We start from the raw sequence: 14,799 nt of genomic DNA on the forward strand, positions 1-14,799 counted from the left end.
ATATATAAATTTTTCCAAAAGTAAATATGATTGCAGGAACAAATTCGTATGATAGCGTATGCTTCTATGATATGCCGGAAAACGGGCAATACCCGCTTCCATTCATACCATAATTTTTGCCGCTTCTTAAAGCCAGCACTGCCCTTCCTCTATCTTCTTTGTAAAGATTCGTTCATAATCTTCCTCATCCTTTGCCTGGTGATATTTAAACAGCATTTCCCCTGCATTCAGGCTTCCCAGAATCTCAATTTTTCCTGTTTCATGGGATAAAATATAACGAATACATTTTCCCAGACCATTTTGCATATTTTTTGCCTGATCTACAATATCGCAGCCCCGTTTTAAAGGTACCTGAAACTGAGACTTCACTCCGGTCACGGGACGGCATTGGAATACGTAATAGGGCACTATGCCAATACGTGTTAAATTTTTCAAAAGAGTTCCCAGGGTCTGGGGATGATCATTCACCCCTTTTATTAAAACAGTCTGATTTCTGACGATGATTCCCGCAGCGATTAAATTTCTTACTGCTGCTTTTGATTTTTCTGTAATTTCATTGGGATGATTGAAATGTGTCACCACATAGATTTGTTTCTTTTCACTATAAGTGCGTAAGATATTTATTAAATCAGGATCTTCTAAGATTCTGTCCGGAAATGTTACTGGTGTTCTGGTTCCAAAGCGGATGCAGTCGATATGTTCGATACGGCTCAGACTGTATAGATACTGCTCGATTACTTCATCATCATTTAAAAAGGCGTCTCCACCGGATATTAAAACATTGCTGATCTGTGAATGATTTTTTATATATTGTATCATCTCATCAAAATGACTGGCAATTTCTTCATCCGACAGTCCCACCAGCCGTTTCCGGAAACAATGCCTGCAATACATGGCACATTGGTTTGTAGAAAGAATCAGTACGGTTTCCCTGTATTTGTGCTGCATTCCCACGATTACGGTATTGCTTGCTTCCCCACTGGTATCAAAACTTCCTCCCAGGTCCGTCTCTCGGATATTGGGGATGCACATCTTTCGAACTGGGTCATCCGGATCATCTGCATGGATAAGTGAAAAGTAATACAATGGTACGGACATCGGATAATGCTCCAATATTTCCTCCATTTTGATTACTTCTTCATTAGACAATTTAAGGACTTCTTTTAATTCCTTTGCAGTGGTGATGTTGTTCTCTAACAGTTTCTTCCAATTGTTCATTTTGTGCACCCCCATGTTAAGATTTTTATGTAAACTATTATAACAGACTTTTTGGGATTTTCCTACAAAAAATCCCATTTTTTATCCATTTTTTTGCACAAAAAGTCTTAACGCAATTTTAATGCGCCAGAATATGCATGAAAATGAGCCATTACAGAAGTTTTTTAATCTCTTTTGCCTTCTCCATCAGTTCCTTTTCATTTACATATTTTGTCAGGCAGCCCACTCCTTCCACACAGGTTCCTCCTGTTACGTTTCCATATATAATGCTGTCTGTTACACTGCAGTCATGATAAAGCCCATAGATAAATCCAGCCATAAATGCGTCTCCGGCACCTGTGGAATCAATTTTATTTACGTTTTGAAGCGGTGGAATGACAATGCTTTCTCCATTTTTCCAGTACAGACAGCCTGCACTGTCCAGTTTTATTATTACCTCCGGAAAAAACCTGCCCAGTTCCACAGCTGCTTCTTCTACATTGTCTTTTCCGGTGATTTTTAATGCCTCTTTCTGGTTTGGTGTAAAAAAATCTGCAAGCTCCAGATACTCTTTGTATTTCTGAGTGGACAGTCCTTCATCCCAGCCTACATCAAAAACCAGAATGGCGCCCTCTGCCTTCAGCCGTTTATAAGCATCCAGAAATCCCGCGTGCATATCGATGACTTTTGCCCCCTGCAGCTGCCGGTAAGTTTCTTCCTGGATTTTCTGTGTAATGTCCACGCGGTCCAGCGCTGACATAAAAGTCCGGTCCCTTTCCGTAATCATAACGGATGTTACTGCTACCGGAATTCCGTTTCCACGATATAAATTTGCATAGGAGACTCCGCAGGCATCCAGCAGTTTTGCTGCATACCCGGAAAATACATCTTCCCCCAGAAAAGTTGCAATCTTAGAATCAACTCCCAGCCTGGACAATGTTATCATGGTTGCCGGTACACCGCCGCCCAGCTGAATATCCAGACTTTTTGCATAAACCTCTTCTCCCTCTTCTGGAAGGTGCCCCACTCCCAGATACAGTAGATCCAGATTTAAATATCCCACACCTGCTGCAAATCCCATATCAGCTCCATCCTTTCATATATGCTTCATTTATTTTCATATACTCATAAGCTAACTTTTTGGCAAAGGTATAAGAGTTAACCAGCGGGTGGACCATCAGGCAGTCAATTGCTTTTTCTATACTCTTTTCCCTGATTGCTTCGGAAGCCAGGCGTTCATACATTTTGACTCTGCGTATCATTTCCATGGGTATGCGGTCCGGTTCGATCTCGTGGGGGTAGTAATTACCGTTTTTAATCGTACAGCTGATTTCTACCACATCGGTATCCTCCAGTCCTTTGACTGCTCCGTTATTCGGCACACAGAGTATCATTTCTTTTTCTTCCTCTCCCAATTCCGATTCAATGAATTTCAGTGCAACACCTGCATATCCGCCGCTGTCTTTTGCATAAATATCAAAATGATAAGGAGGTTTTTTACTGTCTATTCCGGTCTCATTTGCCATGTAGGCTGCTTCCCTTAAACCATACCACTTTTCAAATACCTTCAGGCATTCGTCAAAATTATGTTCAATATCCATCTTTGATAATTCTTCGGTCATATGGATGTTCACATCCCGGATTACTTCTCCTCTGGTGACTTTTGCATTTAAGATGTTCTGTACTGCCTCTTCTCTGTAGTAGAAGTAGTAGAGATATTCATTTAAAATGCATCCTACATGCTCAACCAGGCCTTTATCAAAAAACCGCATTTCTGTGTTTTCATAAATTTCATCTTTTTGAAGCAGTTCCGGCATAATTTCTTTTCCATCCAGTTTTATACTCTTAAAAAATGAGAGATGGTTTAATCCGTAACATTCTCCTGTGATGGAATCCTGGCTTACACCGTACATCTGTGCAAAGGAATGGAGCAGACTGCTGGGTGCATCGCAGATTCCATAAGTAAAATCAAACCCCATATCCCGCAAGGTCTGTGACACTACCCCCGCCGGATTCGTAAAGTTGAATGTTTTTACACGGGGATTTGCGTATTTCTTCGCCAGCTCACAATATTCAACCAATGCCGGAATAGAACGCATCGCAAAAGAAAATCCTGCCGCTCCGGTTGTCTCCTGGCCCAGGATTCCCAGCGCCAGTGCTGTCCGCTCATCCTGTATACGCATTTCATCTTCCCCAACACGTATGGTAGTAATAATATAATCTGCATCTTTAATAGCTTCCACCGGGTCCGATGTCAGGGAAAAATTCACCGTATCGTCAATCCGCTTTGCAACCTGAGCCGCCATTTTTCCGTAGATGTTTAATTTTGTTTCATTGTTGTCCATAAATACAATTTCCGTAAATCCCAGTTTTTTGGCATGCTGTACCAGGCTTTTCGCCAGAAACATAGAACGTACACCGCCTCCGCCTATTACTGTAATTTTTTTTGCTCCTGCTTTGCTCATCTTCGTTTCCTCCATTTTTTAGTTACTGTCTCTTTTGACAGGTATTTCTCTGCACGATGTCAAAAGGCAGTGTGATATCCATATTTTCTTCTTCCCCATAGAGATTCAAGAACATATTCAGTGACTTTGTTACGAACTGCCGGATAGGCTGGTGAATAGTGGTAAGGGGCGGAACTGCCCTTCCCGCCGCAGTAATATCATCAAATCCCAGTACCGATACGTCTTCGGGAACCTGCACTTTGCATTCCTTTAGTGCAGCCATCGCACCAATTGCCATTTCATCGCTGAATGCAAAAATTGCTGTAAATTCCCTTTCATTTTCTACTGCCTGTTTCGCAAGCCGGTATCCCATATCATAGGTAACCCCGCCAAACAACACCATACTTTTTTCATCAAAAGGGACATTCTTCTCTTCCATTGCCCGCTTAGCCCCGGTAAGGCGCTGAAAAACGGAACTGATGGATCTGTTGCGATCCGACAGGAACAGTATCCTTTCATGTCCAAGTTCCAGCAAATAACGGGTTCCTTCATATCCTGCCGCAAGATCATTGATATGTACCATTCCCAGACGCCTGTCCAGTGTTGCCCCGCCGCACATAACAGTTCTGATTTTTTTTGAAGCAATATAATTCAGAATATCCCCGCTGATATTTTCATCCAGATAGATAACGCCTTCTATATTCATTTCGTTAAAATACTGTTTGTAATCATCTTTGCCCTCTAAAATCGGGATAAAAACGATGCGGTAATCGTATCTTGGCATCTGATCCACAATCTCCCGCATAACCTCTGAAAAAAACTCAAGGGGAAACTCAGGGATTAAAACTGCGATAACACCACAATTACGATGCCGTCTTCCTTTATGTTCATATCCAAGCTTGTCAGCAGCATCTTCAATCTTCCTTGCCAGTTCTGTGCTTACCACTTTTCCCCCGCTGAAATACCTGGATACCGTAGCCAGGGAAACACCTGCCTTTTTTGCCACATCTCTTGCTGTGAATGTCATTTATATCCTCCTTTTGTTTCCTGCTGTTACTTCTTTTTTTATTGAAGTCCACATCAATCAGTTAAGCTGTTGTATGTTTAATGTTCTTATAAATACTGCATTTTTGATGTTAATCTTATTATATTCCAGTTCATTTAAAAGTCAATCTTGTTTCATTTGTTTCCTTTTTGTTTCCTAATTTTCAAGCAAACAAATTAAGCCTGGGGCGAAGCGGTCAAAAATCCTTTCTTTTCTGATCCCTATCCTATATAATAACGTATTAGATAATCCCAATTATCTTCATAATATAGGAAGTCCTATTGCTATGAAAGGAGTCACTCATGACCAGAATAAGTATTACGAATACCCGTTCTTACGAGCAGCCTCTTGTAAACAAAGCGGTATATGAACATATGGAACGTTTTAACCTTGGTAAAAAACTGTCCCCGGATACAAAGGTACTGATAAAGCCAAATCTTCTGATGAAGAGAACACCGGAGGAATTTACAACCACACATCCATCCATTGTTGAAGCCGTTATCATATGGCTGAAAGAGAATGGTATAAGTAAAATAACCATAGCTGACAGCCCTGGCGGTCCCTACACTGCTACTGCATTAAAAGGTATCTATCACGCATCGGGCATGACGGATATCTGTGAACGGCACAGCATCACTCTGAATCTGGATACGTCTTCCCGGAATATAGAGAACAAAAAAGGGAAACTAGTAAAACAGTTTCCCATAATCACACCAGTCTGTGATGCAGACTTTATCATTGACATTTGCAAACTAAAAACCCATGCGATGACCGGCTTAAGCGGAGCCGTGAAAAATTTATTTGGAACAATTCCCGGACTTACAAAACCCGCTTATCATGCCAGGTTCCCCGAAAAAACACCCTTTTGTTCTATGCTGGTCGATCTTTGTGAAACGGTTTCACCGGACTTTATTCTGGTGGATGCCATACAGGCAATGGAAGGCAATGGACCTTCCGGGGGCACCATGAGAGAGACGGGACTTATTCTGGCATCTGACAATCCCTATGACATGGATTACTGCCTGTGTAAGATCATTGGTGTAAACCCCAAGAGCATACTTACCGTAAAAGAATCCATTACCCGTGGATTATGCTGCGGTGATTTTGATCAGCTTGAACTGATAGGGGAAATCCCCAAGCAGGAACCTTTCCGGGTTCCCCGGGAATCCTCCCTTGATTTTACAACGTTTCTGCCTCCATTAATACGGCGTCCCGTCCGTGCCTTTGTTTTTCATTACCTCTCTGCGAAACCAGTAATCATAAATGAAAAATGCATCGGGTGCGGTAAGTGCGCGGAAAGCTGTCCCCAGAAAACAATTCACATTGAATCGAAAAAAGCTAAGATTTATTATCGTAATTGTATCCGCTGTTACTGCTGCCACGAAATGTGCCCGGTAAAGGCAATTGATATACGCAGAGGGTTAGTGTCAATCAAATAATGAAATATATTTAGGGCTGATATCCAATTTTCTGGATTTCAACCCTCTTTTTGCTTAAATTCTCCCTATGATCTTCTGTGCAGCAGCCTCATCCAAAAGAATCTCACAATTGGGGTGCAGTTGTACAACAGAAGCCGGAATATCTGTAGTCACCGGTCCAAGTACTGCTTTCTCAATAATGTCCGCTTTGCTCTCTCCTTTTGCAATTAAGCAGATATTACGCGTCTGCATAATGTTTATAATTCCTCTGGTCAAACCGCCCAGTGGATAATCCGGCGCCACATTCGTTTCCCTCCGTACCCGTTCTTCAAATACCGGGTCCATAGGCGATACCCAGGTCTGGCGTTCAAAAGGCGTTCCGGGCTGATTGATGCCTATATGTCCATTCCAGCCAATTCCAAGCATCTGGAGATCGGCTCCACCCCGCTGTTTGATCCTCTGTTCAAAAATCCGGCATTCCTGATCAAAATCTTCTGAAAAAGTAGGCGGCATAATGAAATTCTCATCAGGAATGTTCAAATTCTTTACTAGCTGTTCATAAATCATCGTATAACAACTTCCTGGATAAGAGCGGTCCAGATTCGTCAGTTCATCTACATTGAATACGGTTATACCGGATGTATCAAAAGTATAACTTTTATAGATATCGCTCACAATCTGATGCATATTTTTTGTCGTTTGTCCTGTTGATAAACCAATTACTGCATCTGGCTTTGACACCATCTGCCCAATAATTCTCCAGGCTGCTGCCACATCAAAATCATGTTCTGTCTTCATTATTGTTATTTTCATTTTTATTATTATTTCCTTTCACTAATCACAGTTATTACCACCTGCATAATCTGCAGCAAGCCAGAGCCAGCGGCATGCAGATGAGGTCCATACTTCACGATATGTAGCATTATTGCCCTGGGGCCAGTATGGAATATCTTCATTGTCTAAGGTTTCAATTCCCACCGGAAGTTCTCCTACACATTCCCCAGGAAAAATCGCATACTGTGCTGGATACCGGCTGCCTGCGCCATACATCAGGGAGTGTCCAAAAGGATTTTTTCCAAAAATCCAATAAAGCTGCTCTCTGCCTATCTGCAGCAGTTCCTCATCCTGCAGATAGTGCCCAAGAAGAGACGCTGCCTTACCCTCAGACAGCATAACAACTGTATTTCCCCGGAAGGAAAACCAGATTGGGAAATTCCGGATTACATGGTCTTTTCCAATTAGCGTCCCGTTTTCTAACTGCTTTTTATAGTTTTCTCTTTCTTCCTCATAATTACAGGTAACATGCAGATATTGGAATACCTCACTATTCTTATACTCATCCATTTTATGTACTCCGGCTGGAAGCATCCCATATGGTGCTGTATTTCCGGCAATTGCCTTCAGGTATCCGGCATAACGCTTCATAGCATCTTCCCAGAGACTTTTCTTCGGTGCATCCGGCTGAGTCTCGCAAATACTGACCAGTGCCTGCATAAATTGCTGTTCCCTGGATTGATGATTAAAATGTACTATCATCTTATGGCTTTCATCACGATAAAAAAATCCACTGATCCGGATGCCGGCCCTGCCTGTTTCCTGGCACTCCATCAGTTTATCGCACCAGTACTCCGCCTTTTTAGCATAACCTTCGTCACCGGTAGCTGCGTACAACGTCGAGGCTGCCCATACAATAACCGCATAGTGTTGCGATAAACCTGAATTGTATGTATGCTCAAACATCTGAACCATTTCCATACCATAATCCCGAAACCTTTTTTCTGCAAATGAAAAATCTTCTTTTGCGGCTTCCAGACTGCCCCATGCCAATGGTTCGTCCTCCTCTTTTAATTGCAGATATGCATATGCTTCTATTCCCGAGAACAGGAAATTTTCATAGGCATGATTATAAACACGGGTCTTAACATCATCCATATCTCCAATCAATCCATTTGTCCATCTGGTAGATCCTGCACTTGTAGCACGGTATCCGTCACCAAAACGGGTTCTTAAGATGAAATCCAGTCCCCAGCGTGCTTCTTCCAGAATTCGCTGATATAATCTGGGACTTTTATTTTTATATTTAGATGCCACTTCCAGAAGTGCATGGACAATCTCGCCAGTCTGCGCACTCTGCTGTGAAGCATCACCTGCATCATGCCATCCGCCTGCAAACGGCATTATTAAGCCGTTATGCTCCGCTGCAATATCAAAATGACATGCACCGTGCTTTCCGGTAATCGGCATGCCGCATCTTTCACCGTACAGAAAATTTATTACACGCCATACATTCTCTTCCACAATATCTTTACTGATCTCAAATACAGGACTCTTTATACCGCCTGCCTGAAGATAGTAGCTTCCCTCCTCATAGACAGAGCTGAAATCCAGTACCTGAAAATCACCTCTTTCATTTGATACTGTTTCCACGGTTCCCGTATAGACTGCTTTTCCTGTCATCTCATCACAAACTGTAAATTCCGGCTCCATGATGTTAGCTACAGCTGTTTTCCTGCCTTCTAGGAAATATCCGGCACTCGATAACACAATCTGGCTGCTGCCGCACTCCCATCCCCATTCTTTCTCCGGATTCTCCACTTTTTCAACACCAATATCTTTATAACTATAAGTAAGTTCCGGTCCCATGGCTGTATCCTGGCCGTTCAGAAAAGTGTAAAAATACAGTTCTGTTACCCTGTCTCTTGGCAACATGGAAAATTCCCAGAAGCACTCATTCCACTCATTGTTATTCAGATCAAATACCGTAAAGCCTTCCCTGCAGAAGCGATCCGGTATCTTTACTGTACCATTACTTTTAATACCCACATTCAGATGCACTACTTCTGACCCCGGCACCTGGGGTTTTACCCAGAAATGAAGCCGGTTATATTCACTCCAGTCCTCCTCTGACAGTTCGAAATGCACTTCTGCTGTACCAAAATTACTGTAATCCCCGTCTGCCGGGGCCCCTTTAGGCCAGGCATCGCTTCGGACCGGTGCAGTGATACTTACATATTCCTCATTCTCCTCCATACCGATACGCAGCTTTCCTTTTTCGCCTGCCAGGGGAGCACTTGTCTGTCCACCACAACTCCACAACTCTTTTCTCATCACAACCTTTTTTTCGGGAAAAGAGGCTTCCAGGGACCTTTCCCTGTGAAGAGGCAGCATGGAATGAATATATAAAGATTCCTCTATTTCTCTCTTAAACGCATCTTTCATATTGATTTCTCCTATCCGTTAACTGCATTCCAAGTGAAGCGGCACCTATGAGGCCTGCATTGGCAGGGCTGAAACTTGAGAAGACAATTCCATTTGTCACTCCCCGCATTGTATCAGGCTCCAGACGCATCTTTACTTTTTCCAAAAGCCATCCGTCACCAATCACGCCTCCTCCAAGAATGACAGTATCGGGATCACTGTATCGAACCAGATTCATAATTACACATGCCAGAGTGTCTGCTGCATAATCGGTTATTTTTGAGCAGATAGCATCCCCTGCATCTGCTCTTTCAAAAAGCCGCACCACGTCTGCCCGGTCCTGCTCATTCAGCAGTTCAGTTAAACCATAGTGTTTTAACTGACTTGTAAATCCAATACCAGACACCACATTTTCGGCACACCCCTTTCTGCCGCAGACACAAGTTCTCTGACTTTGAAGATCAACTACCATATGTCCAATTTCACCGGCATTGTGGTTTGCTCCCCGTATAATATGACCGCCTGTGACAACGCCTGCCGCCAGGCCTGTCCCTACGTTCAGATAAATAAAATCCAAGGTGCTTTTACCCTGTCCCAGCATTAATTCCGCAGTAGTTGCACTTCTTACATCATTATCCACTGCACATGGCACATGGAGATTTGCTTCCATAAGAGCCGCCATAGGTACCGGTGGTGCTGTTATTTCATGGCTCATTGCTACCCATTCACCTTTTTTATTATCTACAATTCCAACAATTCCAAGACCGGCTGCTTTTATTTCTCCCTGAATCCCTATTGTTTTCTTATAATCTTCCAGATTTCCCAGAATGGCTTTTGTTGCTTTTTCCTGATCGTCAAACCCGGTTACGTATCGTTTACTGCTTAGGATTCTTCCGTCTTTATCCAGTTCTCCAATCAACATTTTGGTGCCGCCAAAGTCCAAGCCTAAATATGTTTCCACACGCTGTCCCTCCTCATGTTCTTATTTTCTGCCATTGTTATATCAATCCTTTCCGGTATATTTTCAGCACACCATTTACAAATCAGCCCCTGTCATTCTTTCTGCGCGGCAGCCTTATAAAACCATACATTACGGTTCCTATTCCGCACAGACTCTGGATAAGAAATAAAATTGCAATACTTCTGCCAGTTCCTGTATACACCTGCAGCTGCTCCTGAATCCAGGCTGCCGCCATTGCTCCCAGATATCCCACCAGGCTTGCTGCCGCTGCTGTTACCCCCAGGTAAGTAGTCATACCCTTTGCAGGAGCATTGGCATACTGAAGATTCAGGCCTGCCATACCGGAAGAAGCATTACCCAAAGCAGCGGCGCATATCAAAATCATTGCCGTCATCCGGGCATCCGGCTTTACTAAAAACCATCCCATACTGCAAAAGCTTGTTACCGTCTGAGTTCCCAGAATAACAACAGCCCAGTTTGTGTGGTCCGCAACCTTCCCCCAGATCCAGATGCCGCCAATCCCGGCCACAGAGCTGATTACCCCCATTCCTAATATGGATGTATGATTCAAATGCAGCTCCTGAAGCTGGTAAGTTGCCAAAAAACCCATGGCAAATAGATTTGAAAAATAAGAAAGCATATTATAAGTTAAAACCGGTCGGTATTTTTTATCCTGGAAGGGTCTGAATATGTCTTTTCGATTGTATTCTTTCATAACCAGGTTCTCCGGCTCTTTCATCCTGCACATCAAAAAAGCATCAACCAGTGAGAATACGATGCAGAATACATATACCACCATGTATCCCGTCCACGCCAGATCCTGCCCTATAAAATAATCCAGCTGCATTCCCATCAAAAATGATATACCGGAGTTCAAAATCATTGTCAGAATATCTTTAATGGCAAAATAGCGTCCGCGCCTCTTTTGTGGTGCAATCTGCATTGTCCATTGATTTAATGCAGGCGTCACAAATCCGGCTGCCAGGAATGCTATAAAATAAAGCAAAAATACAAAGTTCTGTCTTGCGTCCCGGGTTGCAAACAATACTGGGGCAAATACCGCAAAGCCTACCGAAAACCGAAACCCGAAACATATTGCCACAATTGAAAGCTTCCTATATTTTAATCTTTCGAAAAAAATTGGTGAAATCATTTGAAGCACACAGCCCAATTGTGGAATAATTGCAATCCGTGCTACCATTGCGGGACTTGCCCCAAGAAATGCCAGATAACCAGCCATGAAGTTTCCGGTACTCAATGCCAGCATGACGCTTGCCATAGCCCCCTGCACCCAAAGAATATTCCGGCTGCTTCGCATCTGTTCTTCTTTCGGGGGAACCGCCGGAAAAAACTGCTCTCTTAACCTTGACGCTGTGAGCAAACTCATTACGGCTCCTCAATTTCCTGTATAAACTCAATCTCTTCTCCATCATAGCCAACTACATAGGCAAACCACATATATACAGGCTTGGGAGCTGCCTCCAGAATATCAGCAAATGCAGGTTCCAGTTTTGGCTTGCCGCCTGCTGCTATCGCACGTTTGTAGCTCTCATGGATATTATCCGTATGCAGGGCTACATGAATCCAGTTCCCCCCAGGTATTGTCTCTTCCTCTGAACCGCCGTCGAAGACTTCGATACAGCTTCCGCCGCCGGTATCCATCATATAAACTCGTTCCTTTTTTCCCCAGGTATGCTTTATCGTAAAGCCCAAACCTTCCTGGTAAAAACGAATAGTATCATCAAAATGATGGGAAATCATGCCAACATGATGAATTCCCTTTTCCCTATTTTCCATCTTAGAAATTCCTCCAATCCAGCATCATACTCGTAGGATACATCTTGGGCAGTGTAATATCGTGGTAAACCTGGTTACACTCCTTCGGATCCCGCAGCTCGAACATCTCTTCCACAACCTTAATTCTTCCTTCCGCCAAAAATTCCATAGCTGAACGGATATGTTCATAGGAGCTGTGAACGTGCAATTCATCTGATTTTCTGGGAATAGACCATTCCCAGCCGCCATGAATACTGATAAAACTGTAAAATAACTCATACAGAAGTGTATGGGCATCCCAATCAGAACCTTTTTTCCAGGGCACACCAATCTGGAAAATCTCGCCCCGCTTGCGCATATAAGGAATTGCACAATGCAGTGCATTCTCATTGCCTGAACACTCAAAAACAGTTGCCACCTGCTTTTCCAGCCAGGGCCACTCTTCAAGAGATGCCCCTACATGAACTATGCCTGTTTTTCTCGCTATACTTCTCCGTTCTTCTGACGGATCTATTGCATACACCTGATATCCAAAGCTATTTGCCATCTGAGCACACATCAGACCAACCATCCCCAGACCGGTAACCACCACTTTTTCCACCGGTTTCGCTGTAGAATGATAAATAGATGTCATAGACACCGCGGCATACCTGCCGAATAATGCATGTTCCGGCTTTATTTCTTCGGGTACGGAAATAGCGTCCTCTGCTTTAATCTTCACATAAAGGGTATGATGTTCATTGTGATAAAACAGATCTCCTTCCTTCATCCCCTGTACATCTTCTCCCACTTTCACAACCTGTGCTATGGAAGATGATCCGGTAAACATAGGATAGCTTTCAGCCGAAAACTCCTGTGTAAATCCTCCCCGTTCAGAACCGCTGGAAATCAGGGACAGCACATTTTTTCCTAATATTTCATCCGGTTTCAGGTTGTCATCCAATTCTACCTCTATAAGTGCTGCTTCTTCCTTCTTTGTAAATGCCACTCTTACGTCTTTTAACATTTTTTCCTCCCATATAAACGGATCTCTATTTCAGTTTCGCTTCTCCACTAAATGTAAGCGTTTTCTCTACCTTACCTGTCGCTGCCCATTCACATGCACGCACAAACATCTGCCGGAACTCCCGCGGACAGAAACTGAGCATTGTATTCTCACCCAGGCCATGTCCTGTATAACAGGGCCATACATGTCCTAACAGCTGATTAAATGTACGGCCTTTTCCATAACTGCCGACAGTTGCAATGGGTTCCATATTTCCGGTACCCGGTACACCGTGGCGCGAAATCACTTCCGGATCGGAATAGGCACTTGCCAGTACTTCAAATGGTACATGCTGCACATTTTCACAATTACAGAAGATCTCATCCTTTGTATTAAAATCTTTAATCCCCTGCATTATTGGATGTTCCGGCTTTTCTACGGTAATATGAGCTTTAGCAAAATCTCCATGGGACGTTTTTTCCCGCCATAAAAGCCCTGCCATCTTTTCTACTTCTTCCCATCTTACATTTCCTACCGCTGGCCAGTAACAGGGATGGTCTCCATGCAGGAATACAAATCCGGCACCGCTATATACTGCTTTTTCCAGGCATTCCTGTTCCTCTTTTATATTAAACCGGTAATTCCCACAGTTAAAAACAAATACATCACTGTTTTCCATGAGATTACACTCAAAATACTTATCGAAGCCCATATCCCCGATTCCCGGATCATCACATACCATGAGAATATCAAAAGCCTCTGTTTGATCCAGCATAATTTTATTATTTATAGCTACACGATGTACATCATGTCCGCCCATATGTACGTCTCCAATTAAATAGTGTAACTTTATTTTCTGCATAAGTATCTCCTTTTTCCAGACTTCTGTCCGCTTTCTAACCGGTCAACTCTCTGTCATCGGCATTTTCACCCAGAGATCCGGACTCTGTCTGGCAGCCTTTGCTGCATCTATAAGCGCTAAAACTTCCAGGGTTTCTTCCATTCGCACTGGCACTTTCTTTGTCTCGAAGAAATCCAGAATTGCTTTCATTGTATTAACATAATAATCAGAGCTGTCCAGACGTTCTCCCTTTTCACCGTCTGACACCATAAAATTAAATTCTGCCCATGGATTTGGTGTCTGTGTAAAACTTGCAATTCTTCCATCTCCATAATCCAGGATCAACTGAGTGACCTTACTTCCCACAGCAAAACTTTTCACACGTTTTACACCGGTTCCCATAACCGTTACAATGGGCTCAAACTGGTGTACTGCATAATTTGACAAGTCATGCGGTCCCACCGTAGACATAAATTTCGTATTTCCCTTTTCCCGTTCCAGATAATCCTTAATACTCTTGCAATAACGCTGTGCTGATGTAGAAAAGACAGGCGTCCTATGTGCCTTTGCATAGGCGAACATCTCTTTTCCGGTTTTAAGATCCGGAGCGAAGGTCTTATCTACAAATACCGGTTTACCGCTTGCCAGAGGCAGTTTACATACTTCCTCATGCCAGGCGGAATTATCTGCGGCAATTACCATAATTGCATCTACGGAATCAATCATTTCTTCCATACTGTGAGCCTGGTGTACGTGGTTTTTTCTGCACCACTGCTCTGTAGTCATTCCATGATCACAGTCATGAAGTGCATACGCACAAGTGAGGGATGCGTCATATCCATATTGATGAATTGCCTCCCGCAGAAATCCCGGATAATAATTTGCATGCCAGTTGTCCAGATAATAATCTGCAAATCCGATTTTCAACATAATT

General features: G+C 43.1%; 13 protein-coding genes. 1 reads left to right on the forward strand and 12 read right to left on the reverse strand.

Annotated elements, in window-relative coordinates:
- Window positions 1–126: 126 nt before the first annotated feature.
- From CD03_RS0120360 to CD03_RS0120375, 4 genes are all read right to left on the reverse strand, one after another.
- The gene (locus CD03_RS0120360; RefSeq protein WP_027295210.1) at window positions 127–1,218 is read right to left on the reverse strand and encodes a KamA family radical SAM protein; all 1,092 of its coding nucleotides are present in this window, start codon (window positions 1,216–1,218) and stop codon (window positions 127–129) included.
- Between the two features lie 151 nt (window positions 1,219–1,369).
- The gene (locus CD03_RS0120365; RefSeq protein WP_027295211.1) at window positions 1,370–2,278 is read right to left on the reverse strand and encodes a carbohydrate kinase family protein; all 909 of its coding nucleotides are present in this window, start codon (window positions 2,276–2,278) and stop codon (window positions 1,370–1,372) included.
- 1 nt (window position 2,279) lies between these two features.
- A complete protein-coding gene (locus tag CD03_RS0120370) occupies window positions 2,280–3,662 on the reverse strand; it encodes a family 4 glycosyl hydrolase (protein WP_027295212.1) in 1,383 nt (460 codons plus the stop codon).
- A 22-nt stretch (window positions 3,663–3,684) separates the two neighbouring features.
- Complete coding sequence (locus CD03_RS0120375; protein WP_044289545.1) at window positions 3,685–4,668, reverse strand: LacI family DNA-binding transcriptional regulator; 984 nt, start codon at window positions 4,666–4,668, stop codon at window positions 3,685–3,687.
- Window positions 4,669–4,988: 320 nt separating this feature from the next.
- On the opposite strand from CD03_RS0120375, the gene CD03_RS0120380 reads away from it, so the two are divergent.
- Window positions 4,989–6,125 (forward strand): DUF362 domain-containing protein, encoded by a 1,137-nt coding sequence (locus CD03_RS0120380; RefSeq protein WP_027295214.1) that lies wholly within the window; start codon window positions 4,989–4,991, stop codon window positions 6,123–6,125.
- A gap of 54 nt (window positions 6,126–6,179) precedes the next feature.
- Here the strand turns inward: CD03_RS0120380 and CD03_RS0120385 are convergent, their stop codons facing one another.
- The 8 genes from CD03_RS0120385 to CD03_RS0120420 all read right to left on the reverse strand — a co-directional run bounded on the left by CD03_RS0120385 (window position 6,180) and on the right by CD03_RS0120420 (window position 14,795).
- Window positions 6,180–6,917 (reverse strand): 6-phosphogluconolactonase, encoded by a 738-nt coding sequence (locus tag CD03_RS0120385; protein ID WP_027295215.1) that lies wholly within the window; start codon window positions 6,915–6,917, stop codon window positions 6,180–6,182.
- 21 nt (window positions 6,918–6,938) lie between these two features.
- Window positions 6,939–9,323, reverse strand: a complete 2,385-nt coding sequence (locus CD03_RS0120390; protein ID WP_027295216.1) for a glycoside hydrolase family 9 protein — start codon at window positions 9,321–9,323, stop codon at window positions 6,939–6,941.
- Window positions 9,307–10,263: an ROK family protein gene (locus tag CD03_RS0120395; RefSeq protein WP_027295217.1), complete on the reverse strand. Its 957-nt coding sequence runs from the start codon at window positions 10,261–10,263 to the stop codon at window positions 9,307–9,309. The genes CD03_RS0120390 and CD03_RS0120395 overlap by 17 nt, the downstream gene beginning before the upstream one ends.
- A gap of 82 nt (window positions 10,264–10,345) precedes the next feature.
- The gene (locus tag CD03_RS0120400) at window positions 10,346–11,650 is read right to left on the reverse strand and encodes an MFS transporter (RefSeq protein ID WP_027295218.1); all 1,305 of its coding nucleotides are present in this window, start codon (window positions 11,648–11,650) and stop codon (window positions 10,346–10,348) included.
- The gene (locus CD03_RS34200; protein WP_052377890.1) at window positions 11,650–12,060 is read right to left on the reverse strand and encodes a VOC family protein; all 411 of its coding nucleotides are present in this window, start codon (window positions 12,058–12,060) and stop codon (window positions 11,650–11,652) included. Before CD03_RS34200 ends, CD03_RS0120400 begins: the two co-directional genes overlap by 1 nt.
- Before the next feature lies 1 nt (window position 12,061).
- Window positions 12,062–13,045 carry a zinc-binding dehydrogenase gene (locus tag CD03_RS0120410; RefSeq protein ID WP_027295219.1) on the reverse strand — a complete coding sequence of 328 codons (984 nt, stop codon included), beginning with the start codon at window positions 13,043–13,045 and terminating at the stop codon, window positions 12,062–12,064.
- Window positions 13,046–13,070: 25 nt separating this feature from the next.
- Window positions 13,071–13,886, reverse strand: coding sequence for a ThuA domain-containing protein (locus CD03_RS0120415; protein WP_027295220.1), 816 nt, complete (start codon window positions 13,884–13,886; stop codon window positions 13,071–13,073).
- A gap of 42 nt (window positions 13,887–13,928) precedes the next feature.
- Window positions 13,929–14,795: a Gfo/Idh/MocA family protein gene (locus tag CD03_RS0120420; RefSeq protein WP_027295221.1), complete on the reverse strand. Its 867-nt coding sequence runs from the start codon at window positions 14,793–14,795 to the stop codon at window positions 13,929–13,931.
- Window positions 14,796–14,799 lie beyond the last annotated feature (4 nt).

The sequence above is a fragment of the Robinsoniella sp. KNHs210 genome (genome assembly GCF_000686105.1).
Lineage (GTDB): Bacteria > Bacillota > Clostridia > Lachnospirales > Lachnospiraceae > Robinsoniella > Robinsoniella peoriensis.

Bases quoted from the DNA above. Each gene is read 5' to 3' on its own strand.
- CD03_RS0120360 (WP_027295210.1), bottom strand. From the start codon at position 1,218: ATGAACAATTGGAAGAAACTGTTAGAGAACAACATCACCACTGCAAAG.
- CD03_RS0120365 (WP_027295211.1), bottom strand. From the start codon at position 2,278: ATGGGATTTGCAGCAGGTGTGGGATATTTAAATCTGGATCTACTGTAT.
- CD03_RS0120370 (WP_027295212.1), bottom strand. From the start codon at position 3,662: ATGAGCAAAGCAGGAGCAAAAAAAATTACAGTAATAGGCGGAGGCGGT.
- CD03_RS0120375 (WP_044289545.1), bottom strand. From the start codon at position 4,668: ATGACATTCACAGCAAGAGATGTGGCAAAAAAGGCAGGTGTTTCCCTG.
- CD03_RS0120380 (WP_027295214.1), top strand. From the start codon at position 4,989: ATGACCAGAATAAGTATTACGAATACCCGTTCTTACGAGCAGCCTCTT.
- CD03_RS0120385 (WP_027295215.1), bottom strand. From the start codon at position 6,917: ATGAAAATAACAATAATGAAGACAGAACATGATTTTGATGTGGCAGCA.
- CD03_RS0120390 (WP_027295216.1), bottom strand. From the start codon at position 9,323: ATGAAAGATGCGTTTAAGAGAGAAATAGAGGAATCTTTATATATTCAT.
- CD03_RS0120400 (WP_027295218.1), bottom strand. From the start codon at position 11,650: ATGAGTTTGCTCACAGCGTCAAGGTTAAGAGAGCAGTTTTTTCCGGCG.
- CD03_RS34200 (WP_052377890.1), bottom strand. From the start codon at position 12,060: ATGGAAAATAGGGAAAAGGGAATTCATCATGTTGGCATGATTTCCCAT.
- CD03_RS0120410 (WP_027295219.1), bottom strand. From the start codon at position 13,045: ATGTTAAAAGACGTAAGAGTGGCATTTACAAAGAAGGAAGAAGCAGCA.
- CD03_RS0120415 (WP_027295220.1), bottom strand. From the start codon at position 13,886: ATGCAGAAAATAAAGTTACACTATTTAATTGGAGACGTACATATGGGC.
- CD03_RS0120420 (WP_027295221.1), bottom strand. From the start codon at position 14,795: ATGTTGAAAATCGGATTTGCAGATTATTATCTGGACAACTGGCATGCA.